22 protein-coding genes and 1 pseudogene are annotated in these 25,254 nt (G+C 55.3%); 9 read left to right on the top strand and 14 right to left on the bottom strand.

The features are described from left to right. Positions 1–30: 30 nt before the first annotated feature. On the bottom strand, positions 31–852 hold the full coding sequence (locus V3W49_RS13795; protein ID WP_500146216.1) for a protein bax: 822 nt from the start codon (positions 850–852) through the stop codon (positions 31–33). Positions 853–1,256: 404 nt separating this feature from the next. Here V3W49_RS13795 and avtA point away from each other — a divergent pair, with 404 nt between their 5' ends. Beyond that, a complete protein-coding gene (gene avtA / locus V3W49_RS13800; protein ID WP_500146217.1) occupies positions 1,257–2,513 on the top strand; it encodes a valine--pyruvate transaminase in 1,257 nt (418 codons plus the stop codon). Here the strand turns inward: avtA and V3W49_RS13805 are convergent. The 5 genes from V3W49_RS13805 to selA all read right to left on the bottom strand — a co-directional run bounded on the left by V3W49_RS13805 (position 2,503) and on the right by selA (position 9,442). Beyond that, on the bottom strand, positions 2,503–3,009 hold the full coding sequence (locus tag V3W49_RS13805) for a 4Fe-4S dicluster domain-containing protein (RefSeq protein WP_500146271.1): 507 nt from the start codon (positions 3,007–3,009) through the stop codon (positions 2,503–2,505). The two genes, avtA and V3W49_RS13805, sit on opposite strands and share 11 nt — an antisense overlap. Positions 3,010–3,167: 158 nt before the next feature. Next, positions 3,168–4,694 carry an acetaldehyde dehydrogenase ExaC gene (gene exaC / locus V3W49_RS13810; protein ID WP_500146219.1) on the bottom strand — a complete coding sequence of 509 codons (1,527 nt, stop codon included), beginning with the start codon at positions 4,692–4,694 and terminating at the stop codon, positions 3,168–3,170. A 68-nt stretch (positions 4,695–4,762) separates the two neighbouring features. Continuing rightward, entirely contained in the window at positions 4,763–5,914 is a 1,152-nt protein-coding gene (gene yiaY / locus V3W49_RS13815; protein ID WP_500146221.1) for an L-threonine dehydrogenase, read from the bottom strand. 307 nt (positions 5,915–6,221) lie between these two features. Further along, positions 6,222–8,063: a selenocysteine-specific translation elongation factor gene (gene selB, locus V3W49_RS13820; RefSeq protein WP_500146223.1), complete on the bottom strand. Its 1,842-nt coding sequence runs from the start codon at positions 8,061–8,063 to the stop codon at positions 6,222–6,224. Next, entirely contained in the window at positions 8,060–9,442 is a 1,383-nt protein-coding gene (gene selA, locus V3W49_RS13825) for an L-seryl-tRNA(Sec) selenium transferase (RefSeq protein WP_500146225.1), read from the bottom strand. The genes selB and selA overlap by 4 nt, the downstream gene beginning before the upstream one ends. A gap of 268 nt (positions 9,443–9,710) precedes the next feature. Here selA and V3W49_RS13830 point away from each other — a divergent pair, with 268 nt between their 5' ends. Then, a complete protein-coding gene (locus tag V3W49_RS13830) occupies positions 9,711–10,010 on the top strand; it encodes a colicin E1 family microcin immunity protein (protein ID WP_500146227.1) in 300 nt (99 codons plus the stop codon). A gap of 99 nt (positions 10,011–10,109) precedes the next feature. Here the strand turns inward: V3W49_RS13830 and V3W49_RS13835 are convergent. From V3W49_RS13835 to V3W49_RS13845, 3 genes and pseudogenes are all read right to left on the bottom strand, one after another. Then, positions 10,110–10,909: pseudogene (locus V3W49_RS13835) on the bottom strand (colicin-like pore-forming protein). A 35-nt stretch (positions 10,910–10,944) separates the two neighbouring features. Then, the gene (locus V3W49_RS13840; RefSeq protein WP_500146229.1) at positions 10,945–11,406 is read right to left on the bottom strand and encodes a hypothetical protein; all 462 of its coding nucleotides are present in this window, start codon (positions 11,404–11,406) and stop codon (positions 10,945–10,947) included. 148 nt (positions 11,407–11,554) lie between these two features. Next, the gene (locus V3W49_RS13845; RefSeq protein WP_500146230.1) at positions 11,555–12,163 is read right to left on the bottom strand and encodes a glutathione S-transferase; all 609 of its coding nucleotides are present in this window, start codon (positions 12,161–12,163) and stop codon (positions 11,555–11,557) included. A gap of 473 nt (positions 12,164–12,636) precedes the next feature. On the opposite strand from V3W49_RS13845, the gene V3W49_RS13850 reads away from it, so the two are divergent. The 4 genes from V3W49_RS13850 (at position 12,637) to V3W49_RS13865 (ending at position 16,775) form a co-directional block, all read left to right on the top strand. Next, complete coding sequence (locus V3W49_RS13850; protein ID WP_500146231.1) at positions 12,637–14,544, top strand: PTS mannitol transporter subunit IICBA; 1,908 nt, start codon at positions 12,637–12,639, stop codon at positions 14,542–14,544. Between the two features lie 68 nt (positions 14,545–14,612). Next, the gene (mtlD, locus tag V3W49_RS13855; RefSeq protein WP_500146232.1) at positions 14,613–15,761 is read left to right on the top strand and encodes a mannitol-1-phosphate 5-dehydrogenase; all 1,149 of its coding nucleotides are present in this window, start codon (positions 14,613–14,615) and stop codon (positions 15,759–15,761) included. 40 nt (positions 15,762–15,801) lie between these two features. After that, positions 15,802–16,338, top strand: coding sequence for a mannitol operon repressor MtlR (gene mtlR / locus V3W49_RS13860; protein ID WP_500146234.1), 537 nt, complete (start codon positions 15,802–15,804; stop codon positions 16,336–16,338). Positions 16,339–16,409: 71 nt separating this feature from the next. Then, positions 16,410–16,775: a YibL family ribosome-associated protein gene (locus V3W49_RS13865; protein WP_500146235.1), complete on the top strand. Its 366-nt coding sequence runs from the start codon at positions 16,410–16,412 to the stop codon at positions 16,773–16,775. A 7-nt stretch (positions 16,776–16,782) separates the two neighbouring features. On the opposite strand, the gene yiiM is transcribed toward V3W49_RS13865, so the two are convergent. The 3 genes from yiiM to sodA form a co-directional block, all read right to left on the bottom strand. Further along, positions 16,783–17,481, bottom strand: coding sequence for a 6-hydroxyaminopurine reductase (gene yiiM, locus V3W49_RS13870; RefSeq protein ID WP_500146237.1), 699 nt, complete (start codon positions 17,479–17,481; stop codon positions 16,783–16,785). A 118-nt stretch (positions 17,482–17,599) separates the two neighbouring features. After that, positions 17,600–17,842: a hypothetical protein gene (locus V3W49_RS13875; protein WP_500146238.1), complete on the bottom strand. Its 243-nt coding sequence runs from the start codon at positions 17,840–17,842 to the stop codon at positions 17,600–17,602. 351 nt (positions 17,843–18,193) lie between these two features. Next, positions 18,194–18,814, bottom strand: a complete 621-nt coding sequence (gene sodA, locus V3W49_RS13880) for a superoxide dismutase [Mn] (RefSeq protein ID WP_138094875.1) — start codon at positions 18,812–18,814, stop codon at positions 18,194–18,196. A 432-nt stretch (positions 18,815–19,246) separates the two neighbouring features. Between sodA and rhaT the strand changes: the two genes are divergently transcribed. Further along, positions 19,247–20,281, top strand: a complete 1,035-nt coding sequence (rhaT, locus tag V3W49_RS13885) for an L-rhamnose/proton symporter RhaT (RefSeq protein ID WP_500146240.1) — start codon at positions 19,247–19,249, stop codon at positions 20,279–20,281. Positions 20,282–20,307: 26 nt separating this feature from the next. Here the strand turns inward: rhaT and rhaR are convergent, their stop codons facing one another. Both rhaR and rhaS read right to left on the bottom strand, forming a co-directional pair. Continuing rightward, positions 20,308–21,177, bottom strand: coding sequence for an HTH-type transcriptional activator RhaR (gene rhaR / locus V3W49_RS13890; RefSeq protein WP_500146242.1), 870 nt, complete (start codon positions 21,175–21,177; stop codon positions 20,308–20,310). A 72-nt stretch (positions 21,178–21,249) separates the two neighbouring features. Next, a complete protein-coding gene (gene rhaS, locus V3W49_RS13895) occupies positions 21,250–22,089 on the bottom strand; it encodes an HTH-type transcriptional activator RhaS (protein WP_500146243.1) in 840 nt (279 codons plus the stop codon). Positions 22,090–22,412: 323 nt separating this feature from the next. On the opposite strand from rhaS, the gene rhaB reads away from it, so the two are divergent. Together rhaB and rhaA are read left to right on the top strand one after the other, a co-directional pair. Beyond that, positions 22,413–23,885: a rhamnulokinase gene (rhaB, locus tag V3W49_RS13900; RefSeq protein ID WP_500146245.1), complete on the top strand. Its 1,473-nt coding sequence runs from the start codon at positions 22,413–22,415 to the stop codon at positions 23,883–23,885. Then, entirely contained in the window at positions 23,882–25,141 is a 1,260-nt protein-coding gene (gene rhaA / locus V3W49_RS13905; RefSeq protein WP_500146246.1) for an L-rhamnose isomerase, read from the top strand. Before rhaB ends, rhaA begins: the two co-directional genes overlap by 4 nt. The last annotated feature ends 113 nt before the right edge of the window (positions 25,142–25,254 follow it).

Here is a 25,254-nt window from a genome sequence, read left to right on the forward strand (position 1 = left end):
GGGGCTTTGTTGCCTGTTGAACCCGAAGTATCAGTTAGACGCCGTCAGCAGGTGCTGATTGCTCTGATACAAAGAGAACAAATAGTTGTTGTAGCTTTTCCCTTTGGTGGAATAGCCCTTCAACTTATGGATCATGTTGCCCGCCGTCAGTTCCGTATCCGACTTGCGCAACTGGGCGCGCGACTTCCGGAAGGATTTGTACGCCGGGTGCGTGTTCAGATTGTTTACGTAAGCCGTCACCGATTCCTTCACCGAATCGAAGTGCTGATACCCGCCAATCTTCCCCGCGCCGCGATTACAGCTGCGGCTGGAACACTTCATCCCGAACAGGTTGGTGTTAGCGCGAGCCAGCCTGGAGGTTCCCCATCCACTCTCTACCGCCGCCATGGTCACCACCATGCTGCTGGGAATAATGTCTACGCGCTCCAGAAGCGTGTTCCAGGGCACCGAACGGGGATTCCCGTTCCAGGATACCTTATAGCGCGCCGCCAGCGCCTTCATCCGCGCCTTTTCGGCTGGCGACCAGCGACTGTCGTAGCGCTTTTGCACCAGCCAGTTACGGTCTGCGGAAATTGCCGCATTCTGACGCTTAATGGATGGCATCACCGTCCGGATAAACGCCTTTTTCCTTGCCGTTCCGGAAGGGTATTTTCGCAAATCAGGAAGTGGTCCGCTTTCACTATTGCGAGAATACTCTTTATTATTTTTTGTCAGTAACTTACTTTGTGTAGTCTGGGCTTTATGACTCGTTATGCCTGTCTCTTGCTTGCTTGCCAGCGCGTTGCCGGCAAAACCCCACGCGAGAGACAGGATTACCGCAGCCCCGACGCGTCGGTAGCGTGACGATATCATTATGTCTCCTGGTTGGATGCGACAGCGTCGTACATCCTTATGTTTGAAAAGTAAAATTCAGGAATAAACCCGAGAAGTATATCAAATGTACAGACTTCGGGACACTAAATGAATAAACAAAATCCGAATCAGCGTCACGGAAATAGCCTCAAAGTTTGCTAAAAAACTCCTTATTTCGACTATTTTATCGTGATTTCAATGACTAAAATTGATGCGTAATCCTCAGTCCCACCACGGTCAACATCCTTCCCGAGCCATCAATACGGAAAATTCAGCCGTTTTATCTAAATTTTCAAAAAATAAAAGCATGATTAACTAATCCAGGCGATGACACACAGTTTGCAGAGCGGGAACTCTGGCGCTATGGTTAGCTCCTTCTCCAGGATTGCGACTGACTGACCGCTATGACGTTTTCACTTTTCGGCAATAAATTCACCCGTCCCTCCGCCATTACCCGACTGATGGAAGATCTTAACGACGGCCTGAAAACCCCCGGCGCCATCATGCTTGGCGGTGGAAACCCGGCACAAATTCCGGCGATGAATGACTACTTCCAGGGGCTATTGAACGAGATGCTCGCCGATGGTCAGTTGACCCGCTCGCTGTGTAACTACGACGGGCCTCAGGGGAAGGATGAACTGCTGAAAGCTCTGGCTTCGATGCTGCGGGAGAGCGAAGGCTGGGATATCGGGCCACAGAATATTGCACTGACAAATGGCAGTCAGAGCGCATTTTTCTACTTATTTAATCTGTTCGCCGGGCGTCGGGCGGACGGCAGCGTGAAGAAGGTTCTGTTCCCGCTGGCGCCGGAATATATCGGCTATGCCGAATCCGGACTGGAAGACGACCTGTTCGTTTCCACCCGCCCCAACATCGAACTGCTGCCGGACGGGCAGTTTAAATATCACGTCGATTTCGAACATCTGCATATCGGCGAAGATACCGGCATGATCTGCGTATCACGCCCCACCAACCCTACGGGCAACGTCATTACCGACGATGAGCTGCGTAAGCTGGATGCTATGGCCAATCAGCACGGCATCCCGCTGGTGATCGACAATGCGTATGGTCTGCCCTTCCCGGGAATTATCTTTAGCGAAGCCCGCCCGCTGTGGAATCCGAACATCATTCTGTGTATGAGCCTTTCCAAGCTAGGCCTGCCGGGAAGCCGCTGCGGCATTATTATCGCCAACGAGGCGCTGATTAGCGCCATCAGCAATATGAACGGCATTATCAGCCTGGCGCCGGGCGGCGTGGGCCCGGCTATCGCCTGTGAAATGATCAAGCGTAACGATCTGCTGCGCCTCTCGGAAACAGTGGTCAAGCCGTTCTATCAGCAGCGGGTCGAAGAGACCATCGCCATCCTGCGGCGCTGGCTGTCGCCGGAACGCTGTCTGATCCATAAACCGGAAGGTGCCATCTTCCTGTGGCTCTGGTTTAAGGATTTGCCCATCACAACCGAACAGCTTTATCAGCGTCTGAAGAGACGCGGCGTACTGATGGTGCCGGGTAATCACTTCTTCCCCGGGCTGGATAAGCCCTGGCCCCATACCCACCAGTGCATGCGAATGAACTATGTACCGGAACCGGCACAGATTGAGAAAGGAGTTCAGATTCTGGCCGAAGAGGTTGAACGAGCCTGGCGCGAAACTACGCCATAGCCGACGGCGCGCAGGCCGTACGCTGCCGTTTACGCACACCGGCGGCGGCTAACGCCCGGTAGTCCAGACAACTGAGCGCCCCGGTGGGGCAGACGCTGACACAGGCCGGGCCGCCTGCCCGTTCGTGGCACAGATCGCACTTCACTATCTGCATCCCCCCATTGGCCGGGGCTGCCACGATATTAATGGCACCGAAGGGACAAGCCACTATGCAGTGCTTACAGCCAATGCAGTCTGCATCACGCGCGCGTATCGCGCCCCCTCCACGCCATAACGCTCCTGTAGGGCAGGCGCCAGCACAGGGCGCCGCTTCGCACTGACGACAGGCCAGCGCCACGGACACCTTTCCCTCTTTCACCACCTGAATGCGCGACAGCAAAGTCTGCGCCGTTAATCCCTGTACGCTGCGCTCCGCCCGGTGCGCTACCGCGCAGGCCACCTCGCAGGTTCTACAGCCGATACACTTTGCCGCATCGGCGAAAATAAAACGGTTCATCATCCTTATCTCTCCGTTTCTGGGGTGCCTGTAACATACCCACTGTTTCAGAGAGCGTTATTGATCCCGGTGGCCAGGCCAGCTCTTTTTTCTCTTACCTTAAAAACGCCCGGAACGATAAGAATACCGCCCGGGCAATAGCGAAACTTTCGGTTGATTTAAAAGAGTCCCTGCGGCTTTTCTGAGTAGCTGACCAGCAGGCATTTGGTCTGTTGATAGTGCTCCAGCATCATCTTGTGGGTCTCCCGGCCGATACCAGATTGTTTATAGCCACCGAAAGCGGCATGGGCAGGGTAAGCATGGTAGCAGTTAGTCCAGACTCTTCCGGCCTGAATACCACGCCCCATACGATAGGCCAGAGCGCCGTTCCGGCTCCAGACGCCGGCCCCCAGACCATATTGCGTATCATTGGCGATAGCCAACGCCTCTTCCGGCGTTTTAAACGTCGTCACCGCCAGCACAGGGCCAAAGATTTCTTCCTGAAAGATTCGCATTTTATTGTGGCCGCTCATCACCGTCGGCTCCAGATAAAATCCCCCTTCCAGCGCCCCGGCCTGACGGCGCACGTTACCCCCCAGTAGCAAACTGGCCCCCTCCTGTTTGCCGATATCGATATAATTCAGAATGGCTTCCATTTGCCCTTTTGACACCTGGGCGCCTATTTGCGTCTTTTCATCCAGGGGATTGCCTCCCCGAATCGCTGCTACGCGCTTCAGGGCGCGTTCCATGAAACGCTCATAAATCGATTCCTGAATCAGTGCCCGACTTGGGCAGGTGCACACCTCTCCCTGATTGAAGGCAAACATAGCGAATCCTTCGATAGCCTTCTCCAGGTAGGCATCGTCCCTCGCCATCACGTCTTCAAAGAAGATATTAGGAGACTTGCCTCCCAGCTCCAGCGTCACGGGAATGATATTGCGGGTGGCGTACTGCATAATCTGCCGCCCCACTTCCGTTGATCCGGTGAAGGCGACTTTGGCGATACGCGGCGAGGTTGCCAGATATTCACCAATTTCTCCGCCTGCCCCATTCACGACATTAATCACCCCCGGGGGCAGCAAATCACCAATGAGTTCCATCAGGACGAGAACAGACAGCGGCGTAAGACGGGCCGGTTTAAGAACAATCGCGTTCCCTGCCGCCAGGGCAGGCGCCATCTTCCAGCAGGCCATCAGTAACGGAAAATTCCATGGAATTATTTGCCCCACAACGCCCAGAGGCTCGTGGAAGTGGTAAGCGACGGTATCGGCGTCCAGTTCGCTGATTCCCCCTTCCTGGGCGCGAATACAGGCGGCAAAGTAACGGAAATGGTCAATGGATAGCGGCACGTCGGCGCCACGGGTTTCACGGATGGGCTTACCGTTATCCCAGGTTTCAGCGGCGGCCAACAGATCAATATTCTGCTCCATGCGATCGGCAATCGCTAACAGCAGCGATGCTCGCTCCTGCACCGATGTCCTTCCCCACTGCGCTTTAACCGCATGGGCGGCATCCAGCGCCAGTTCAATATCCTGCGCCGTGGAATTAGCCACCTCGCATAGCGGTTTTCCGGTAATAGGCGTCAGATCCTGGTACCACTCCCCTGCCTGCGGCGGCATCCATTCCCCGCCAATATAGTTGTTATAACGGGCTTTCAGACGCAGTGGATAACCATATTCGCCGGGCGTTAACGCATTCTTATTCATCGTTCGACTCCTTGCTGATTGTCACAAATCATCGCAAAGCGCTGCATGCTTCGCGCTTATACCGCGCTTTACAGCGCCGCACGGTAGATAGCGACGATCTCCTCGTGTGTCGCCTGAACCGGGTTGGTGAACCCACAGGCGTCCTTCAGAGCGTTATCAGCAAGCACGGAAAAATCCTGCTCTTTCACGCCCAATTCACGCAAACCGCGTGGAATACCAACACGCCGGGCCAGCTGACTGATAGCCGTAATACAGGCATCGGCCCCCTCTGCAGCGTTCAACGATCCGACGTCCACGCCAAGCGCGCAGGCGCAATCGCGCAGCCTGTCCGCTGAAGCCTGCCGGTTAAACTTCTGTACATGAGGCAGCAACACCGCGTTACAGACCCCGTGCGGCAGGTCGTAAAATCCGCCAAGCTGGTGCGCCATCGCATGAACATAGCCCAACGATGCGTTATTAAACGCCATACCCGCCAGAAATTGCGCCCAGGCCATATCCTCCCGCGCCCGGCAGTCATCGCCGCTGGCAACGGCGGTCGGCAACGCGTGCGCGATCATCGCTATCGCTTTCAGGGCGCAGGCGTCAGTAATCGGGGTCGCCGCAGTAGAAACGTAGGCTTCAATCGCATGCGTCAGAGCATCCATACCGGTCGCGGCGGTCAACATCGCGGGCATGCCCATCATAAGCTGCGGATCGTTAACGGAAAGCCTGGGTGTGACATGCTTGTCCACAATCGCCATTTTGATATGCCGTTCTTCATCGGTAATGATGCAAAAACGGGTCATCTCCGATGCCGTGCCGGCCGTGGTGTTAATCGCCACCATGGGGAGTTGCGGCTGGCGGGAGCGATCGACGCCCTCGTAGTCACGAATGGTGCCACCGTTTGTCGCCACCAGCGCGATTGCCTTCGCGCAGTCATGCGGGCTACCGCCGCCTAAAGAAATAACGCACTGACAATCGGATTCCCGCAATAATGCGAGTCCCGCCGCCACATTCGCGGTGGTCGGATTGGGATGAGTGCCGTCATAAACGAAAGTCGCAATATTTTCCCGCGCTAATATCTTAACCAGCATATCCGTCATACCCAGCCCGGATACCCCCTTATCCGTCACGATCAGCGCGCGTTGAAACCCCCACTCCTTCAGATAGTCAGGCACATCCTTAACGCTATGCAGACCAATAACGTTAACGGAAGGCATATAAAAGCAGCTTGTCGTCATTATTTATCCTCCAGATTGCCATATGGCTACATGAAAATAACAACCGCTGCCGTGAATACTGTGACCGGATTACCGACGCCAAAAACCATTAAAATTAAATGGTTTTATTTTTTTCACTTAATCGAATCACTTCTAAAGAATGGATGAATTACTGCAAGTTCAGTCCATGGAGGAGAGGTACCCGTCACGTAACGGGAGAAGTCGGTGAATCGGGCAGGGCCGCAGAACGCGCCATGCTAACCGATTCCTTAACGCCGCGAGCATCTATACAGCGTTAAGGAACAGGTTTTGACAGCAGATACGGCAATCAGGCATCGAACAGCCCGTTATCACGCAGCAAATGGTCATTGCCGCGCCGCCGGGTAAAGCCGATGCGGTCGAAGTATTCCAGAATCTGAATCGCCAGCTTGCGCCCGACGCCCAGACGGTCGCGGAAATCGGCGGCACAGGTAGTACCCCGTTCCTTATCCAGATCCCGCACCAGATTTGCGAATGCACGGATCCTGTCGTGGCGATAGTAGCGATCTTTAACGATCGCCGTGATCAGCCCTTGTTGAGCGGCCATCCGCAGCAGTTGGCGCATGACCTGCTCTTCCTGGCTGGTTTCCCGGGCCAGATCGCGCACCCACCAGGGCTCATCGCCAAATAACGCCTCAACCTGCTGCCATAGCGCCAGCTGTTCACCGGAAAAGCCCGGCTTATGGTCAGGCAAATGCAGCCAGCCGCGACGGCTTTCCACCAGTCCTTCCTGGCGCAGCCGTTCAATAAGCCCCAGCACCAGCGCCTCGTTTTCCGTCGGCAACGCCATACGCCGCAGCCGTTCACGCCCCGGCCCCGGCTGATCGTCATGCTGCTCGTGGTAACGCGCCAGCGTTTTCAGCAGCGTCTGCTGCCAGACGGCAGCAACGGATGGACTTAACACATGATCGCCCGCCAGCAGTAGTCCGGGGCGCCGGGTAAGCTGCATCATGCCCGCTGGTGAAAGCTGACGCGCCCAGGCGAAGGCCGCCAGCGGTACGGCGCCGCGCTGAAGCCAGGCCGTGAAGGAGGCCTCGTCGTCCCGGGCGTTCGCCAGTTGCGCCAGCCAGTCGAGAAATGGCCGCTGACGCTTACCGCGCCGTGGCGGATTCAGAAGCACCACTCGCGCGCCCGCAAGCGTCGTTCGGGCACTGATGTCCCGCAGTACCAGCCGGTCGTTATCCGCCAGCCAGAGCGGCGTATCCAGCACCAGTTCCGCCAGATCGCCTTCCAGCAGCGATACCCGCCCGGTAATGTGGCGGGCGGCATGGTGCAGATGCAGCGACTGCCACTGCTGGAGCGACGCGTTGCCGCTCAGTTGAACAATAATCCGTTCGGAAGGTTCGCCGGGGCGCGCCGCCAGTAACCAGTCGCCGCGTTGAATATCCGCTTTTTCCGCATCGCCGCTAATATTCAGCGCAATACGCTGCCCGGCGCGAGCCTTTTCCACCGGCTGGTTCTGGGCATGCAGGCCACGCACGCGCATCGGCTTATCCATCCCCGTCAGCCACAGGGTATCGCCCACGCTCACTTCGCCGCAAAGCGCCGTCCCGGTCACCACCAGTCCGGCCCCCTTAACGGTGAAAGCACGGTCGATAGCCAGCCGAAAACGCCGGTTGGCGGGATGCTCGCGACCATCCAGCTGTCGAAGATGCTGGCGTAGCGCCTCAATACCCGTGCCCTGAGGAGCCGCCGTAACAAACAGCGATGCCGTCGGCCAGCCCAGCGAAGTCACCAGTTCACTCACCTGCTGTTCCACTTCACGGATACGCGCTTCGCTAACCCGATCTGCCCGGGTCAGGGCCACCGTTAGCGACGGCAGGCCAGTCAGTTGCAAAATCGCCAGGTGCTCCCGGGTCTGTGCCATGACGCCGTCGTCACAGGCCACCACCAGCAGGGCATGGTCGATTCCCCCCACCCCCGCCAGCATATTGGCCAGGAATTTTTCGTGCCCGGGCACATCGATAAAACCAATGACCTCACCGTCTGGCTGAGGCCAGTAAGCGTAACCCAGATCGATGGTCATCCCACGCTTCTTCTCTTCCGGTAGCCGGTCGGCATTGACGCCGGTTAACGCCTGCAATAGCGTGGTTTTGCCGTGGTCCACATGCCCGGCGGTGGCAATAATCATGACTGCAACATCTCCATCAGGCCTGCCTCATCCTCCAGGCAGCGTAAATCCAGCCACATCTTTCCATCATTGATACGGCCAATAACCGGACGCGCCGCGCCGCGCCAGCGCTCCGCCAGGCGAACCAGCGCGCTGCCACGACCGGAGCGCGGGGTAAAGGTCAACGCAGCGCCAGGCAGACGGTCAACCGGCAGCGAACCACTGCCTATTTGCGACAGGCAGGGCTCCACCCGCAGTTCAAAATCCGGATAGTGCGGCGCCAGCAGCGGCAACAGGCGCTCCCCCTGGGCCTGAATCTCTGCCGGTTTACGGGTGAGCAGGCGCAGGGTGGGTAAACGTTCCACCAGTCTCTCCGGGTGGCGATACAGGCGCAGCGTGGCTTCCAGGGCCGCCAGCGTCATTTTATCGGCACGCAACGCTCGCTTCAGCGGGTGCGACTGCAGGCGGGCGATTAACTCTTTCTTCCCGACGATAATACCGGCCTGGGGCCCCCCCAGCAGCTTGTCGCCCGAAAAACTCACCAGGCTGACGCCAGCCGCAATCAGGCGCTGAGGCATCGGCTCTGCGGGCAGACCGTATTGGGTAAGATCCACCAGCGAACCGCTGCCCAGATCCACCACCACCGGGATATCGCTTTCCGCCCCCAGCTGCGCCAGCTCCTCTTCGCAGACCGATTTGGTAAAGCCGCTAATCTGGTAGTTGCTGGTATGCACCTTCATCAGCAGCGCGGTTTCCGACCCAATGGCCTGGCGGTAATCTTTAAGGTGAGTGCGGTTGGTGGTGCCGACCTCGTGAAGCTGGCATCCCGCCTGGCGCATCACATCAGGAATTCGGAAAGCACCGCCTATCTCCACCAGCTCGCCGCGGGAAACCACCACTTCGCCGCCCTGCGCACAGGCCGCCAGCATCAACAGCACCGCCGCCGCATTGTTATTGACGATGCAGGCGTCTTCCGCACCGGTCAGCTCGCACAGCAGCTTCGCCAGCGCGCGATCCCGATGGCCGCGCCCGGCGTCATCCAGATCATATTCCAGGGTCACCGGAGAACGCATGGCGCGACTGACCGCCTCTACCGCCGCTTCTGCCTGAACGGCGCGACCAAGATTGGTATGCAGCACCGTGCCCGTCAGATTAAACACCGGACGCAGGGCGCTCTCTTCATCTTTATGCAGGCGTCTTAGCGCTTCCGCCGCCCAGTCGGCGCTCCACTCAGGCAGCCGCTGAGCGGCGCGTATTTCATCGCGCGCCGCCACCTGCATCTGCCGCAGAGTATCCACCAGTCGGGTGTGACCAAATTCGGCGCACAGCGCCGTAAACGCCGGCTCTCGCAGCAGACGATCCGTCGCGGGCAGCTGGCTGAATAGTGCGTGTTGACTCATTAGACTGTGTCATTCCGGAAGAAGTGTAGCGCTAAGTTTAACAGGGGGGCTTCCCCCTGTCATAAGAGCCAGATCATGGCATGATGCGATCAACGTCATTAATGGGAAATGCTTTTTAACAATATACTGGCCCCGGAATATGATCTCCGCCATACTACTTTAGCCTCACGTTGAGTAGAAAGGCTTATCAATTTATCAGGTAAAAATATCAACCGAATGAGGAGTAGATGATAAATATGGACATAAAATATTATCTTAAAAATATTTTTTGGGGGATATTTTTTTTGCTATAGTTTGTTATCAATGGAGTGAGAACCACGACAACAGAATATTAACATGGATCTTGGTTGTTTCATTATTTAGCTGCCTGCTTTATCCCCTGTCGAAAAAGCCCATAGAGTTGATCGCATTGAAATTTACTAAAGAAGATTTTTGGCACAAAGGTATATTCAAAGACACCATCGGCAAGAATGGATTATATGTACTCTATTATGGGTTATGTTTTAGCGTCGCAGCATTGTTTGGAACAATATATTTATTGTACATCACTACTAATCGAAAAAAATGAAAACCACCAGATTAAAAATCCCTAAAAGGCCGCGGCACCATGTACCACGAAAATTTTAAAGCCTTAAAGAAAATTAACCACATTGCCGATTTTACACCTTCACACATCAATTATTTTATTGAAATTTTCCATTGCTTTTTCATCAATAAATGAACTCACTAACGTCATAATCAAAGCAAAACCTAATATTCCAATCGGAGTCCCCAGAATGATGCTAAAAGCATAAGCAGTAATGGCTGTCGCCACCATTCCAGCAAAGATACTTTCAACCTTAACAAAAAAGGGACGCCAATCGTTGCTTTTTATCGCTTTTGGTAACTCAACAACAAAAACTTCATATCCGTTGATAATTTTCCCTGTATGTCCAAACGCCTTACTAAACTTAGCGAGATTTCTCGCTACATTATCACGATTAACAGACTCCAGAGCCTTACTGATAGCCACTCGGTCTTCAACACTGAATTTTTTATTCAACACATCCTTGTATTTATCAAAAGATTTCAATGCATCATTAATCCCACGGATTTTTTTCCTTTCGATTCAGCAGCCAGCATCTGTGCTACTTTAGACGAGTATTCTCCGTATTTTTCAAATAACTCTTTGTAAAAATTGGCAGTGAATTTTATCGCATTTTTCACTGCCTGTTCCTCTCTAATTTTACTTTCCACATCATTCCTTGCATTAATCAGAGTTTTTTCTTTCTCAATAACATCATTAGTTATTACTTTAACACGGTCAAGATAAGTAATAAGCTGATTTTTCGCTTCAATTTCGACACTAAATTTAGGAGTAACTACTTCATCCCATAAAATGTGAAGCCATCGTCCCGTTGTTGCTATTGCTAAATCAACATGATCGTATGGTTTATTTATAAATTTTTTCAGCTTATACTTCCTCATAAAATCCTGAAATGTCTTTTCCGTATCCTTAGATTTTATGTCAACTTCCGACTCCAACTTATTTTTAATGCTATATTATCCTGCAATGAATCTACAGCTGTTTGTAGTACATTCACTGCGGTCGTGATCTCATGGTGTTTGATGAAATCAGAGTTTTTTAAATTTTCAATGAGGCGATTAGCATCATGCTTTACCAGGTCCGCATTATCTGGATAATCTTTCTTCGCTTTGTTCAGTATATTATCAATCTTCTTTTGCCCTTCTCTCATGTAATATAAACCTGTAAAGGGGAGTTTTTTAGGGTTATAATCAACGATCCCACCACCGCGTGGAATACTACCTACACCAGGCCAGTTCACATAAACAGGATTGGGACTTCTGGGATTACTACCTGGCCACCCGATCTGAGACACGGGTCTCCCGGTAATGGTAATTACAACATAGCCATTAGCAGAATACGGAACGCCATCCTTATAGTACGCAATGGAACTCGACATAATAGACTCCTTGTCATCGATATAGAAAAAATCACACACATGTGATGATTAAATTTCATACAACGCATACCTATTTTTCGTCAACCCTCTGCGGTTACTTTATCGCCAAAAAAAAGAAAAATGGGACCCACGATCCGACTTACGGCGTTTATGGCATTGGCGGTTCGGTACGCGCGAAGCTTTCGCGTTCAAAGAGCTTTCCGGCCAGGCGTACCAGCAACGGGCGCTCGGCGCACCAGCCGGGGGCAATGCGTCGGAAGTTAAGATAGCCGATAGCGCATCCCAGCGCGATGGTGCCCAACCGTGGTGGTTCGCACTCAATTTTCTGCTCGTTGATCTGCTGTTCGAGCCAGTCCAGCCCGCGCACGATTTTCTGGCGCTGACGAACCAGAAACGCTTCAGATTGCTGCGGCGCCGGGCGCTGACGTTCACGAACCAGCAGCACTGCAGCATCAAGAACACCGTCGGCCAGGGCTTCAACCTGCCGTTCCCACAGCGCCAGTTTCGGCTCCCGCGGGATCATCGCTGGTGCAATATCCAGCAGTTCCAGATAACTGGCGATCACTGAAGAGTCGAACCAGACGCCCCCATCATCAGTGACCAGGGTGGGTACTTTGCCCAGCGGATTGTAGTCCGGTACCTGCGTTGTCTCCTCCCAGGGGATGTCATTAACAAACTCGAACGCAATGCCCTTTTCCAGCAGAATTACCGAGATCTTGCGAACATAAGGGCTGGTGTAACTGCCTATCAGTTTCATAATCGCCGTCCCTCTTTAAGCCGACCACCTATCATTATGGTGTACGACAAAATTAAGAGGCAGGTTATTCCATCGTCGCTATCGCGCTTTTGACGAGCCATCGCGTGACATCAGACGATCGCGATCACATAGGGAGAAATTCACAGCCATAAATCGTGATTAACATCACAATAACCAAACAAAAACGATCCTTATAAATGTGACCAAGTTCACACAAAATGGTGTTTGACGATGATTTTTTCATCGTTGGTATTTTCGCCCCCTCAATTTTTGTGATCACAATCACTCAAAAACACCTAAACCCCCCTGATATTAAGTGATCTATATCACAAAAAATTCCGACATCTGGACAGTCTGCCCATTAGGTGCCAGATTTCGCGTCATGGACGGAAAGGCCGGCGACCCCGCCGCCTCATGCGGCCTCGAAAAACACCGGGCTGTGCCCTGCTCGACATCACAATAAGGGGTGTAATATGTCATCCGATATCAAGATCAAAGTGCAAAGCTTTGGTCGTTTTCTCAGCAATATGGTCATGCCCAATATCGGGGCGTTTATCGCATGGGGGATAATCACCGCTCTCTTTATTCCCACGGGATGGTGGCCTAACGAAACGCTGGCGAAGCTGGTAGGCCCTATGATCACCTATCTGCTGCCGCTGCTTATCGGTTATACCGGTGGCCGTCTGGTGGGCGGCGAGCGCGGCGGCGTGGTGGGTGCGATTACCACAATGGGGGTGATAGCCGGTGCCGATATGCCAATGTTCCTTGGCTCGATGATTGCCGGCCCGCTGGGCGGCTGGTGCATTAAGAAGTTCGACGCCGCCGTCGACGGCAAGATCAAATCCGGCTTCGAAATGCTGGTTAACAACTTTTCCGCCGGCATTATCGGTATGCTGCTGGCGATTCTGGCGTTTCTCGGTATCGGCCCGGCAGTAGAGGTGCTCTCCAGGCTGCTGGCGGCTGGCGTTAACTTTATGGTGGCGCACGACATGCTGCCGCTGGCCTCTATTTTCGTTGAGCCGGCAAAAATTCTGTTCCTGAATAATGCCATTAACCACGGCATCTTCTCGCCGCTGGGAATTCAGCAGTCCCAGGAAATGGGTAAATCCCTGTTCTTCCTGATTGAGGCCAACCCAGGGCCGGGGATGGGCGTCCTGCTGGCCTACATGTTCTTCGGTCGCGGCAGCGCTAAACAGTCCGCAGGCGGTGCGGCCATCATCCACTTCCTGGGCGGTATCCATGAGATCTACTTCCCTTACGTACTGATGAATCCGCGTCTGATTATCGCCGTCATCCTGGGCGGTATGACCGGAGTGTTCACGCTAAACCTGCTGGACGGCGGTCTGGTTTCCCCGGCGTCTCCTGGCTCGATTCTGGCGGTGCTGGCCATGACGCCGAAAGGCGCCTGGTTCGCCAATATCGCCGCTATTGTCGCTGCGATGGCGGTTTCCTTCGTCGTTTCCGCCGTACTGCTGAAAACCAGCAAGGTGAAAGAAGATGACGATATCGACGCCGCTACCCGCCGTATGCAGGATATGAAAGCCCAGTCCAAAAGCGGTAACGCAACAGCCGCTAACGAGACGGGCGACCTGAGCCACGTGCGTAAAATTATCGTGGCCTGCGACGCCGGTATGGGTTCCAGCGCCATGGGCGCCGGGGTGCTGCGTAAGAAAGTTCAGGATGCCGGTCTGAGCAATATCTCGGTCACCAACTGCGCCATCAACAGTCTGCCTGGCGATGTGGATCTGGTGATTACCCACCGCGATCTGACCGAACGCGCTATGCGCCAGGCGCCGCACGCGCAACACATTTCGCTGACCAACTTCCTGGATAACGCCATGTACAGCGATCTGACCCAGCGTCTTATCGCCGCACAGCGCCATACCGAAAACGCAGAGAAGGTGCAGAGTAGCCTGAAAGACAGCTTCGATCAGGACGACAGCCGCCTGTTCAAACTGAGCGAAGGCAATATCTTCCTGGGCCTGCAAGCCGCCAGTAAAGAAGAGGCGATTCGCTTTGCCGGCGAGCAACTGGTGAAAGGCGGCTATGTCGAGCCGGAGTACGTCGAAGCGATGCTCGAGCGTGAAAAGCTGACGCCGACCTACCTGGGAGAATCCATCGCCGTACCGCACGGCACCGTGGAAGCCAAAGACCGCGTACTGAAGACCGGCGTTGTTTTCTGCCAGTATCCGAAAGGCGTGCTGTTCGGCGAAGACGACGATGATGTGGCTCGTCTGGTTATCGGTATTGCCGCCCGCAATAACGAACATATCCAGGTTATCACCAGCCTGACTAACGCGCTGGATGATGAGTCGGTTATCGAAAAACTGGCAAACACCACCAGCGTGGACGAAGTCCTGGATCTGCTGGGGGCAAAGTAACCTTAATTCCCTCTCCTTTCGGGGAGAGGGAATTAAGGAAGTCAGTAACATTTAAAAAGGTTCAGACAATGAAAGCATTACACTTTGGTGCAGGTAATATCGGACGTGGATTCATCGGCAAGCTGCTGGTGGATGCCGGCATTCAACTGACGTTTGCCGACGTTAACCAGACGGTGCTGGACGCCCTGAACGCCCGCCACAGCTATCAGGTTCAGGTTGTCGGAGAGCAGCAGCAGATCGATACCGTAGCCAACGTGAACGCCGTTAACAGCAGCGGTGAACAGGCTGAAGATTTGATAGCCCAGGTCGACCTGATTACCACCGCCGTCGGCCCTGTGGTACTGAAGCTTATCGCCCCAACCCTGGCGAAAGGACTGGCTAAGCGCCACGCTACCGGTAACGACCAGCCGCTGAATATCATCGCCTGTGAAAACATGGTGCGCGGCACCTCACAGTTGAAAGAACATCTGTTTGACATCCTGGCTCCGGAAGAGCGCGCCTGGGTGGAAGCCCACGTCGGCTTTGTCGACTCCGCCGTCGACCGCATCGTGCCGCCCTCCGAATCCGCCGACAGCGATCCGCTGGCGGTTACGGTAGAAACGTTCAGCGAGTGGATCGTTGATAAAACCCAGTTTAAAGGCACATTACCGGCGATTCCCGGTATGGAGCCGACCGATAATCTGATGGCCTTTGTAGAGCGCAAGCTGTTTACCCTGAATACCGGCCACGCCATTACCGCATGGCTTGGCCAGCATGCGGGCCACAAAACGATCCGCGACGCGATTCTTGATGAGAAGGTTCGTACTGTTGTCAAAGGGGCAATGGAAGAGAGCGGCGCAGTGCTGATTAAACGCTACGGCTTCGACCCGGAAAAACATGCCGCTTATATCCAAAAAATTCTGGGCCGCTTCGAAAATCCGTGGCTGAAGGATGACGTCGAGCGCGTGGGGCGTCAGCCTATCCGTAAACTCAGCGCCGGAGACCGCCTGATCAAGCCGCTACTCGGCACTCTGGAATATGGCCTGCCTCACGCCAGCCTGGTTCAGGGCATCGCCGCTGGTCTGCACTACCACAGTCCGGAAGATCCCCAGGCCCAGGAGCTGGCCCGGTTGCTGGCAGAGAAAGGCCCTGCCGCTACCCTGGCGCAGATTTCCGGCCTTGATGCCACAAGCGCCGTGGTCGCAGAGGTGGTACAGGCCTGGCAGGCTCAGGCATAATAGCTTCCGGGCGCACTGCGCCCGGCGTCTTTGTCTAACCATGCAGGCTGAAATGGAAGAAACCCAGGTCTTTGAAAACCGCGTGCTGGAGCGCCTTAATGCCGGCAACAGCGTAAGGAGCCTGCTGATTGCCGCTGTGGAAATGCTGACCGAAGCGGTCGACATGCTGGTACTCCAGGTATTTCGAAAAGATGATTATGCGGTGAAGTACGCCGTTGAACCACTGCTTGACGGCAACGGCCCGCTGGGCAATATGTCGGTGCGCCTGAAGCTTATCTACGGACTCGGCGTGATTGGCCGCGCCGATTACGAAGACTGCGAACTGCTGATGGCGCTACGCGAGGAGCTGAATCACGACGGCACCGAGTACGCCTTCACCGATGACGAAATCCTTGGCCCTTTTGGTGAACTACACTGCGTATCGGCGCTACCGCCAGCCCCTCCGCCGCCTGGCGATGACCCGGAACTGGCCGTCATGCAAAAGCTGCGCTATCAGCAGATCGTGCGCTCCACCATGGTGCTTTCCCTCACTGAGCTGATCGCCCGTATCGGCTTAAAAAAAGCGTTCAGTAAGTAAAGGGTTTTCCCTCTTGCCCCCTGACTGATGTATCCTTGCCGCCCTGTCTGACCACAACTATCCTGAATACCATGCCAAAAGAGATCGAAAAGAACGAAATTAAACGCCTGAGCGACCGCCTTGATGCCCTGCGCCATCAACAGGCTGGCCTGTCGCTGGTTGAACACGCGGAAAAATACGCCCAGAACGAAAAAGAGATAGTCACGCTGGAAAGCGAGATCGCGCGACTAAACGCGGTACGTCACCAGAAGCTCAGTAAAGAAGCGCAAAAGCTTATGAAGATGCCCTTTCGCCGCGCCATTACCAAAAAAGAGCAGGCCGATATGGGGAAGCTGAAAAAGAGCGTTCGCGGCCTTATCGTCGTCCATCCCATGACCGCGCTGGGCCGCGAAATGGAACTAACGGAGATGACTGGCTTCGCCCGCACTAAATTTTGAGTGGCCGCTAGCGCCCAAACAGCCGCAGTGAAAAATCTTCAATCTCGCCGGTACTCCGGCGATGCTGCAACATATGCGTCCAGCTGGCGGATAACCCTGCGGCGCTCAACAGGCGATGATACTGCTCATCGTCGAAAGGCTGATGCCATGCGATAACCCCCGCCTCATGCACACTGACGTCGCTCAGCCGCGATGCCAGTTCCAGCGGCGCATCGGTGCTCACCGCACCCGGCGCAACCACCCGATACAGCCAGCCGGTTTTCCCGTTTTGCTGCATCAGTTGCGACAAATCCTCAATTCCAAAATGGAAGTTGAGTTTAAAGCAGGGGGAACGCGGCTGAGTAACCTGAATCAATGCCTCGCCCCAGCGCCATATATCGCCGATAAAGACGGTGTGTTCCGTTAATCCATGAGTCGAGAGGTTTTCACTAAAGCCTGGCGCGCTAAAGCTTTCAGCCTGTTCGGGAAAGGCCAGCGCCCACTCTTCGTAATGCTCTCTGGGATAGTGACACAGCGCGCGATCCGGGCCGCCATGATATTTTTGCTCCGCCTGACAATCGCCGGAAAGCCCCGTCGGCGTTAGCGTCAGCTCGCCATCAACCTGATATTTTTCGATAGCGCTGGGGCGCCCGCCCGGATAGTCGCGAACCTTTCCTGTATAGACCTGTACCGGATAATGCATCCTCTCTCCCTCATCTGAATACATAGCTGTTATCTGAAGTATGAAGGGTATAAAAAAGGGATGCGATGAACCAGCGGAAACGGCGGGTTAAGGTGGGATGGGCGTCCTCCTGCTCCCTGCGGAGGACGCGCCTGAATAACGCTTACTTCGAAGAGGAACCGAAAAGTCCGCCCAGTACACCCTTCAGAATGCCGCTCACGGTATCGCCTACGGTTCCCGCAGCCTCACCCGCAGTGTCACCAACACCATTAAGCACTTTATCTGCCAGTTTCGCTACGCTCACCACAGTGCTCAAAACGGAACCACCTGAAACATCGTCCAGCATCTCGTCCGACAGTTCGATCATGTTTGCTTCCGCTTGTACACCTGCTTTACCTGTCATCATAGTTTCCTCACTCATTGTCAGTGTTTACATAATGGTTCAGACCGTGATGTCACCATAACTGCCCCTGCATCCTTTCACCCTCCTGGCTGAGCTGTCATTTCTGTGACGAGTTAAATCCTGGCACAAATATTAGAAATTTGAATGTTTTTAGGATTAATTTCATTAAAAATACGTTAACCATACGCTAATTGTGAGTAAGATACGTCAAAAACCACAAAATCAATAGATAATAGATAAGAACAAATTAACTATTTATCCCAAACGAACTTTGCCGATTTTGCAGAGATACTTCGGGAATAGACCAAAAAAAAGCGAGCCCGAAGGCCCGCTTGTTGGTCTTAAGAGACGCGATTATTTTTTAGCGGCGAAACGCGCTGCAGCTTCGTCCCAGTTAACCACGTTCCAGAATGCTTTGATGTAGTCCGGGCGGCGGTTCTGGAATTTCAGGTAGTAAGCGTGCTCCCACACATCCAGACCCAGGATCGGGTAGCCGGAAGCGCCAGAGATGGCTTCACCCATCAGCGGGCTATCCTGGTTAGCGGTAGAAACTACAGCCAGTTTGTCGCCTTTCAGCACCAGCCAGGCCCAGCCGGAGCCGAAACGGGTTGCAGCGGCTTTCTCGAACTCTTCCTGGAATTTCTCAACGCTACCGAAATCACGCTCGATGGCGGCTTTCAGATCGCCCTGCAGGGTGGTACCCGTTTTCAGACCTTTCCAGAACAGGCTGTGGTTAGCGTGACCACCAGCGTTGTTACGCAGCGCGGTTTTCTTATCGGCCGGAACCTGATCCAGACGGGTAATCAGTTCTTCTACCGGCAGAGCAGCCAGCTCCGGCAGGCTTTCCAGCGCGGCATTGGCGTTGTTCACATAGGTCTGATGGTGTTTGCTGTGATGAATTTCCATCGTCTGCTTGTCAAAGTGCGGCTCCAGCGCGTCGTAGGCGTACGGCAGGGATGGCAGTGTATAGCTCATACTCTTCTCTCCATTTATTGTCGGGCGGCATACTCGTCATACTCCGAACTGCATGTGCGTTGGCTTTCCTCACTCACCCCAGTCACTTACTGACGTAAGCTCCCGGGGATTCGCTGCGCCGCCGCCTTCCTGCAATTCGAATTATTTGGAGTGCAAATTGTTAATGCCGCGTAAGCATTCGGTTCATTATAGTTAATTAAATGATATTGAAAATGTTTATCAATGCCATACATTTTGTGCGCATATAACTAAACCATAACCTTTGGTTATGATAGTAAAAATGTGAAGCCATACAAGCGATTCCTGATCATTTTGCCAGCCGCAGCACCATTACGGCAGCGGTGTAAAGGTTCTTCCGGCCGTCTCTTTTTTAGACTGCCAGACGGGTAACGCCGCGAGCGTATGCCCACACCCCCCAGGGAGAACCAAAAAATGAACGACGCGATTTCAACGGGCATCCTCTGGCATCTGGTGGGCGCCGCCAGCGCCGCCTGCTTTTATGCCCCCTTTAAAAAGGTCAAAAACTGGTCATGGGAAACCATGTGGTCGGTGGGCGGAATTGTCTCCTGGATAATCCTCCCCTGGGCTATCAGCGCCGCGCTGCTACCCAATTTCTGGGCCTATTACGGCTCATTTAACGCTTCCACTCTGCTGCCGGTGTTTCTGTTCGGTGCCATGTGGGGGATCGGCAATATCAACTACGGGCTCACCATGCGTTACCTCGGCATGTCGATGGGTATCGGTATCGCCATCGGTATTACCCTGATTGTCGGCACGCTGATGACCCCCATTCTGAACGGAAAATTCGGCGTGTTGATCGGCACCCCTGGCGGTCAGATGACCCTGTTGGGCGTACTGGTGGCGCTGATTGGCGTCGCGATCGTCACCCGGGCGGGTCAATTGAAAGAGCGCCAGATGGGCATTAAAGCCGAAGAATTCAATCTGAAGAAAGGGCTGATTCTGGCGGTGATGTGCGGCATTTTCTCTGCCGGAATGTCCTTCGCCATGGATGCCGCCAAACCGATGCACGAAGCCGCCGCGGCTTTGGGCGTCGACCCCATGTACGTCGCGCTGCCCAGCTACGTGGTGATTATGGGCGGCGGCGCGCTAATCAACCTGGGGTTCTGCTTCATCCGCCTGGCAAAAGTACCCGGGATTTCACTGAAAGCGGATCTGTCCGTGATGAAGCCGCTGCTGATCGCCAACGTCCTGCTTTCCGCGCTGGGCGGCATGATGTGGTACTTCCAGTTTTTCTTCTACGCCTGGGGCCACGCCAAAATTCCGGCCCAGTATGACTATATGAGCTGGATGCTGCACATGAGCTTCTACGTACTGTGCGGCGGTCTGGTAGGGCTTATCCTCAAAGAGTGGAGCAACGCGGGGCGCCGCCCGGTTGGCGTACTGAGTATCGGCTGCGTGGTGATTATCATCGCCGCCAATATCGTTGGCCTGGGCATGGCGAAATAACGCCCGCCGTGGCGCGCACGATACCATTACAGACAGGCGCGGGTGAGCATGGGCTCGCTCGCGCTTCTTTCCTCACGCTGGCGCCACTGGCTTGGCGACGTCCCGGTTTCCCGGGTAAACACCACCGAAAAGTAGTTACTGTCTTCAAATCCGCACTGCATTGCCACTTCGCTGACCCGCATCGCGGTGTGGCGCAGCAGATACTGAGCATGGCAAATGCGTAGCTGACGCAGATACTGACCCACGGTCATTCCCGTTTGCTGACGAAACTGCTGACGCAGGGTGCGAACGCTGCACCGATGCAGGGCGCAGAAGGCGTCCAGATCGAAGGGGGCGCTCAGGCTGCCCGCCAGGGCAGTAATCAACCTATCCAGCGCGCCGACTTCGGCTTCCCGGCCGTCAATCTGTTCCGGCAGATAACGGTGGCGTTGTAGCGTCAGCAATAGTTGCAAAAACAGCGTTTCCGCCATCGACTGCGACAATGTATCGCGCCGGGCGCTTTCCAGTTCAAGCTGACCAATAATCTGACGTCCCTGACTCATCCCCTGGCTACTCAGCCGCCAGGCCCGCTGTTGCCTCACGTCAGGGATCAGCTCGCTCCAGTCGATGGGCAACCGAAAGCGCTCCGGGCACCAGATGATATTCTGCAAAACCAGATCGTTAACCGAAGCGTAACTGTGGCGATCGTCGGCACGAATATAGAACAGGTCGCCGCGGGTGATGCGATACGGGCGCCCGTTGAGCACGTGCAGCCCATTACCGCGCCAGACCACCACCAGCTCGCAAAAGTCATGGGTATGTTCGGCAAAGACGCGCTGAGGATAACGATCCGCTACCGCCACCGGCTGGGCGGGGAAGGCGAAAAAATCCGTCTTGTGAAGGGTCAGACTGGCCACGGCGCCTCCTTAGAAATCGGGAGCCAGGTATTATCTGCTGCCGCGCCACAAAAAAGGGTGACACCCTTCGCGTTACTGAAGTTGGGTATCGCGCCCCTGACGCACATCGCGCGGCGACCAGTGAAATTCGCGCTTAAATAGCGTGGAGAAGTGATTGCTGTCGCCAAAACCACACTGGAAAGCGATGCCCGTGACGCTCTCTTCACTATGGCGCAGCAGATGCAGCGCACGCATCAGGCGCAGGCGGGTCAGATAGCGCTGGGGCGTCAGACCTGTACGCTGCTTAATCTGGCGATGCAGCGTACGCAGCGACAGGGTAAACCTGTCCGCCAGCGCCTCCCAGCAGACCTCTTCAGCAAAGTGTTCTTCCAGCCAGCAGAGCAGTTGGTTCAGGCGACCGGTGCTTTCGACATCGCCATCGCTGCGGCAGCTCTGGCGCAGCAGCACCAGCAGTTGCATAAACATAATTTCCCGGCTGGCGATATCATGGGCCTCTCCCTCTTCGCCGCCGGGCCGTTCCAGACGGGCAATCAACTGACGTACCTGCTTTAGCGCATCGGGGTTAACCCGCCAGTGGGAAGGGTAGTAGCCGTCCCGCTCCTGCGGCAGCAACCGGTCAACGCCGGAAAGAAAATTAAAAGCGTCCGGCGCGCGATAGAGCACGTTGGTGAGACACAGGTTTTCGGTATGCTCGAACAGATGGCGATCGTGGTCGCGCACAAAGCAGACCGAACCGCCGCTCAGGGTATACGGCTGCCCGTTAAAAATATGGGTGCCTGTTCCCTGCTCGACGATAACAATCTCATAGAAATCATGATGATGTTCCGGGAACGCAGACTGCGGTATCCGCGGCTCAATGGCCACGGGAACCCGGCCGGAAGAGAAAAAATCCGTGCTATGCAGAACTGTCATTATCGCCCCCTTAGTTTGTTACCCTGCCCGCGATAGTATTAAACGAGAGTTATTCTCACCTTAAAATTTCGGCGTGAGCGGCGGCAAAAGCTGCCCGTTTTTCAAGATTTCGCCCCTCCATATGCGGATTTGCGGCAGGCATCACACCCACCGGCAAACGCCCGTTACCGCGCTATGCCCGCCTTCAGACTTCAATTTGTGAACTCCCTCACGTTCACCTTTGATTCCTTGCCAGCGGCCCGTTCGTGCTGTCAGTAACAAGAAGGTGGCGCACAGCGCGACTTTTTAGACTGAGGGGCAACGATTATCAGAAGGACCCTATCATGACTGTTCGCCATTGTGTCGCCGTTGATTTGGGCGCCTCCAGCGGCCGCGTAATGCTGGCCCGCTATAGCCGGAGTGAACGCAGCCTGACGCTCAGGGAGATCCACCGTTTCGCTAACTGCCTGCGCCAGATTGAGGGCACCGACTGCTGGGATGTGGATACCCTGGAAGCGGAGATCCGTACTGGCCTGCGCAAGGTGTGCGAAGAGCAGGCCATTCGCCCGGACAGCATCGGCATCGATACCTGGGGCGTGGACTTTGTCCTTATTGACGACAACGGTGAGCGGGTGGGACTGCCGATTTCCTATCGGGACAGCCGCACCGAAGGCGTGATGGCCCGCGCCGTGGAACAGTTGGGCCGTGAAGAGATTTACCGTCGTTCCGGCATTCAGTTCCTGCCCTTTAACACCCTCTACCAGTTCCGGGCGCTGAGCGAGCAGCAGCCGGAGCTGGTCGCAAAAGCGGCCCACGCCCTGCTGATCCCCGACTACTTCTGTTACCGCCTGACTGGCGTTATGAACTGGGAATACACTAACGCCACCACCACCCAACTGGTGAATATCAACACCGATAACTGGGACGATCGTCTGCTGGAATGGGCTGGCGTTCCGCGTCGCTGGTTTGGCACGCCGGGCCACCCCGGCAACACCATCGGCAACTGGATCTGTCCCCAGGGCAATCAGATTCCGGTAGTCTCGGTAGCGACTCACGACACCGCCAGCGCGGTACTCGCCGCGCCGCTGGAAGATGGCGATGCCGCATACCTTTCTTCCGGTACCTGGTCGCTGATGGGCTTTGAAAGCAAAACCCCGTACACCAGCGACCAGGCGCTGGCCGCCAATATCACCAATGAAGGCGGCGCCGAAGGGCGCTACCGGGTGCTGAAAAACATCATGGGGCTGTGGCTGCTACAGCGAGTTCTGCGTGAACAGAAGGTGGATTCCCTGTGCGATCTTATCGCCCGCGCCCGCCAGATCCCGGCCTGTACCTTTGCTATCAACCCCAATGACGATCGCTTCATTAATCCGGACTGTATGAGTATGGAGATTCAGGCCGCCTGCCGCGAAAGCGGACAGCCGGTTCCTGCCAGCGATGCCGAACTGGCGCGCTGCATCTTCGACAGTCTGGCGCTGCTGTACGCCAAAGTGCTGGATGAACTGGCGGCGCTGCGCGGTCGTCCCTTCACCCGGCTGCATATCGTCGGCGGCGGTTGTCAGAACGAACTGCTCAACCAGCTGTGCGCCGATGCCTGCGGTATTCCGGTGCTAGCCGGCCCGGTAGAGGCTTCTACCCTCGGCAATATCGGCTGCCAGTTGATGGCGCTGGATGAGGTTGCCGATGTGGACGAATTCCGCCGCCTGGTGGCCCAAAGCCATACCCTGATCCCTTTTCACCCCGATTCGAACAGTGAAATTGCCCGCTACGTTGCGCAGTTTCAGCCACAACGTCCAAACAAGGAGCTTTGCGCATGACTACCCCAATCGAACAGGCCTGGAGCCTGGCTAAAGAGCGTTTCGCCGCGGTCGGCGTCGATGTCGAAGCGGCGCTGCGCCAGCTGGATCGTCTGCCGGTTTCCATGCACTGCTGGCAGGGCGACGATGTCGCTGGTTTTGAAAATCCGGAAGGCCAGCTCACCGGCGGCATTCAGGCTACCGGCAACTACCCGGGTAAAGCGCGCAACGCCACCGAACTGCGCGCCGACCTGGAACAGGCTCTGAGCCTGATACCAGGGCCAAAACGCCTGAATTTGCACGCTATCTATCTGGAAAGCGACGGCCATGTCGATCGCGATCAGATCCAACCGGAGCACTTTAAAAACTGGGTCGAGTGGGCAAAAATCAACCACCTGGGGCTGGACTTCAACCCCTCCTGCTTTTCGCATCCACTGAGCGCCGACGGATTTACGCTGTCCCACGCCGACGACAAAATCCGCCAGTTCTGGATTGACCACTGTAAGGCCAGCCGCCGCGTTTCCGCGTACTTCGGCGAACAGTTGGGCACGCCATCAGTGATGAATATCTGGGTGCCGGACGGCATGAAGGACATCACCGTGGATCGCCTGGGGCCACGCCGCCGCCTGATGGAAGCGCTGGACGAGGTGATTAGCGAAAAACTGGATCCGGCTCACCATATCGACGCGGTGGAGAGCAAACTGTTCGGAATTGGCGCCGAAAGCTATACCGTCGGCTCCAACGAGTTTTATATGGGCTACGCCACCAGCCGCCAGACCGCGCTCTGCCTGGATGCCGGCCACTTCCACCCCACAGAGGTTATCTCCGACAAGATCTCCAGCGCCATGCTCTACGTACCGCGCCTGCTGTTGCACGTCAGCCGCCCGGTACGCTGGGACAGTGACCACGTGGTACTACTGGATGACGAAACCCAGGCCATCGCCAGCGAAATCATCCGCCATGACCTGTTCGATCGGGTACATATTGGTCTGGACTTCTTCGATGCCTCCATTAACCGCATCGCCGCCTGGGTTATCGGCACCCGCAATATGAAGAAAGCGCTGCTGCGCGCCCTGCTGGAGCCGACTGCAAAGCTGCGCCAACTGGAACTGGACGGCGACTACACCGCCCGTCTGGCATTGCTGGAAGAGCAGAAGTCGCTGCCGTGGCAGGCGGTATGGGAAGTTTACTGCCAGCGTCACGATACCCCGGCCGGCAGCGAATGGCTGGATAAGGTTCGCGGCTATGAGCAGGACGTTTTGCGTCAGCGTGGGTGATTGCCCTCTCCCCGGCCTTCCCCTCACCCCAGCCCTCTCCCGAAGGGAGAGGGGGAAAACCCACCCATCCCGCAGGGAGAAGGTCTGGGTGAAGGACAAAAGCTCAGCGCCAA

This window comes from Rosenbergiella sp. YN46 (assembly GCF_036620675.1).
In the GTDB taxonomy this organism is placed as follows: Bacteria; Pseudomonadota; Gammaproteobacteria; order Enterobacterales; family Enterobacteriaceae; genus Jejubacter.

Coding starts and splice junctions, on each gene's coding strand:
- V3W49_RS13795 (WP_500146216.1), bottom strand. CDS start 852: ATGATATCGTCACGCTACCGACGCGTCGGGGCTGCGGTAATCCTGTCT.
- avtA (WP_500146217.1), top strand. CDS start 1,257: ATGACGTTTTCACTTTTCGGCAATAAATTCACCCGTCCCTCCGCCATT.
- V3W49_RS13805 (WP_500146271.1), bottom strand. CDS start 3,009: ATGAACCGTTTTATTTTCGCCGATGCGGCAAAGTGTATCGGCTGTAGA.
- exaC (WP_500146219.1), bottom strand. CDS start 4,694: ATGAATAAGAATGCGTTAACGCCCGGCGAATATGGTTATCCACTGCGT.
- yiaY (WP_500146221.1), bottom strand. CDS start 5,914: ATGACGACAAGCTGCTTTTATATGCCTTCCGTTAACGTTATTGGTCTG.
- selB (WP_500146223.1), bottom strand. CDS start 8,063: ATGATTATTGCCACCGCCGGGCATGTGGACCACGGCAAAACCACGCTA.
- selA (WP_500146225.1), bottom strand. CDS start 9,442: ATGAGTCAACACGCACTATTCAGCCAGCTGCCCGCGACGGATCGTCTG.
- V3W49_RS13840 (WP_500146229.1), bottom strand. CDS start 11,406: ATGTCGAGTTCCATTGCGTACTATAAGGATGGCGTTCCGTATTCTGCT.
- V3W49_RS13845 (WP_500146230.1), bottom strand. CDS start 12,163: ATGAAACTGATAGGCAGTTACACCAGCCCTTATGTTCGCAAGATCTCG.
- V3W49_RS13850 (WP_500146231.1), top strand. CDS start 12,637: ATGTCATCCGATATCAAGATCAAAGTGCAAAGCTTTGGTCGTTTTCTC.
- mtlD (WP_500146232.1), top strand. CDS start 14,613: ATGAAAGCATTACACTTTGGTGCAGGTAATATCGGACGTGGATTCATC.
- mtlR (WP_500146234.1), top strand. CDS start 15,802: ATGCAGGCTGAAATGGAAGAAACCCAGGTCTTTGAAAACCGCGTGCTG.
- V3W49_RS13865 (WP_500146235.1), top strand. CDS start 16,410: ATGCCAAAAGAGATCGAAAAGAACGAAATTAAACGCCTGAGCGACCGC.
- yiiM (WP_500146237.1), bottom strand. CDS start 17,481: ATGTATTCAGATGAGGGAGAGAGGATGCATTATCCGGTACAGGTCTAT.
- V3W49_RS13875 (WP_500146238.1), bottom strand. CDS start 17,842: ATGATGACAGGTAAAGCAGGTGTACAAGCGGAAGCAAACATGATCGAA.
- sodA (WP_138094875.1), bottom strand. CDS start 18,814: ATGAGCTATACACTGCCATCCCTGCCGTACGCCTACGACGCGCTGGAG.
- rhaT (WP_500146240.1), top strand. CDS start 19,247: ATGAACGACGCGATTTCAACGGGCATCCTCTGGCATCTGGTGGGCGCC.
- rhaS (WP_500146243.1), bottom strand. CDS start 22,089: ATGACAGTTCTGCATAGCACGGATTTTTTCTCTTCCGGCCGGGTTCCC.
- rhaB (WP_500146245.1), top strand. CDS start 22,413: ATGACTGTTCGCCATTGTGTCGCCGTTGATTTGGGCGCCTCCAGCGGC.
- rhaA (WP_500146246.1), top strand. CDS start 23,882: ATGACTACCCCAATCGAACAGGCCTGGAGCCTGGCTAAAGAGCGTTTC.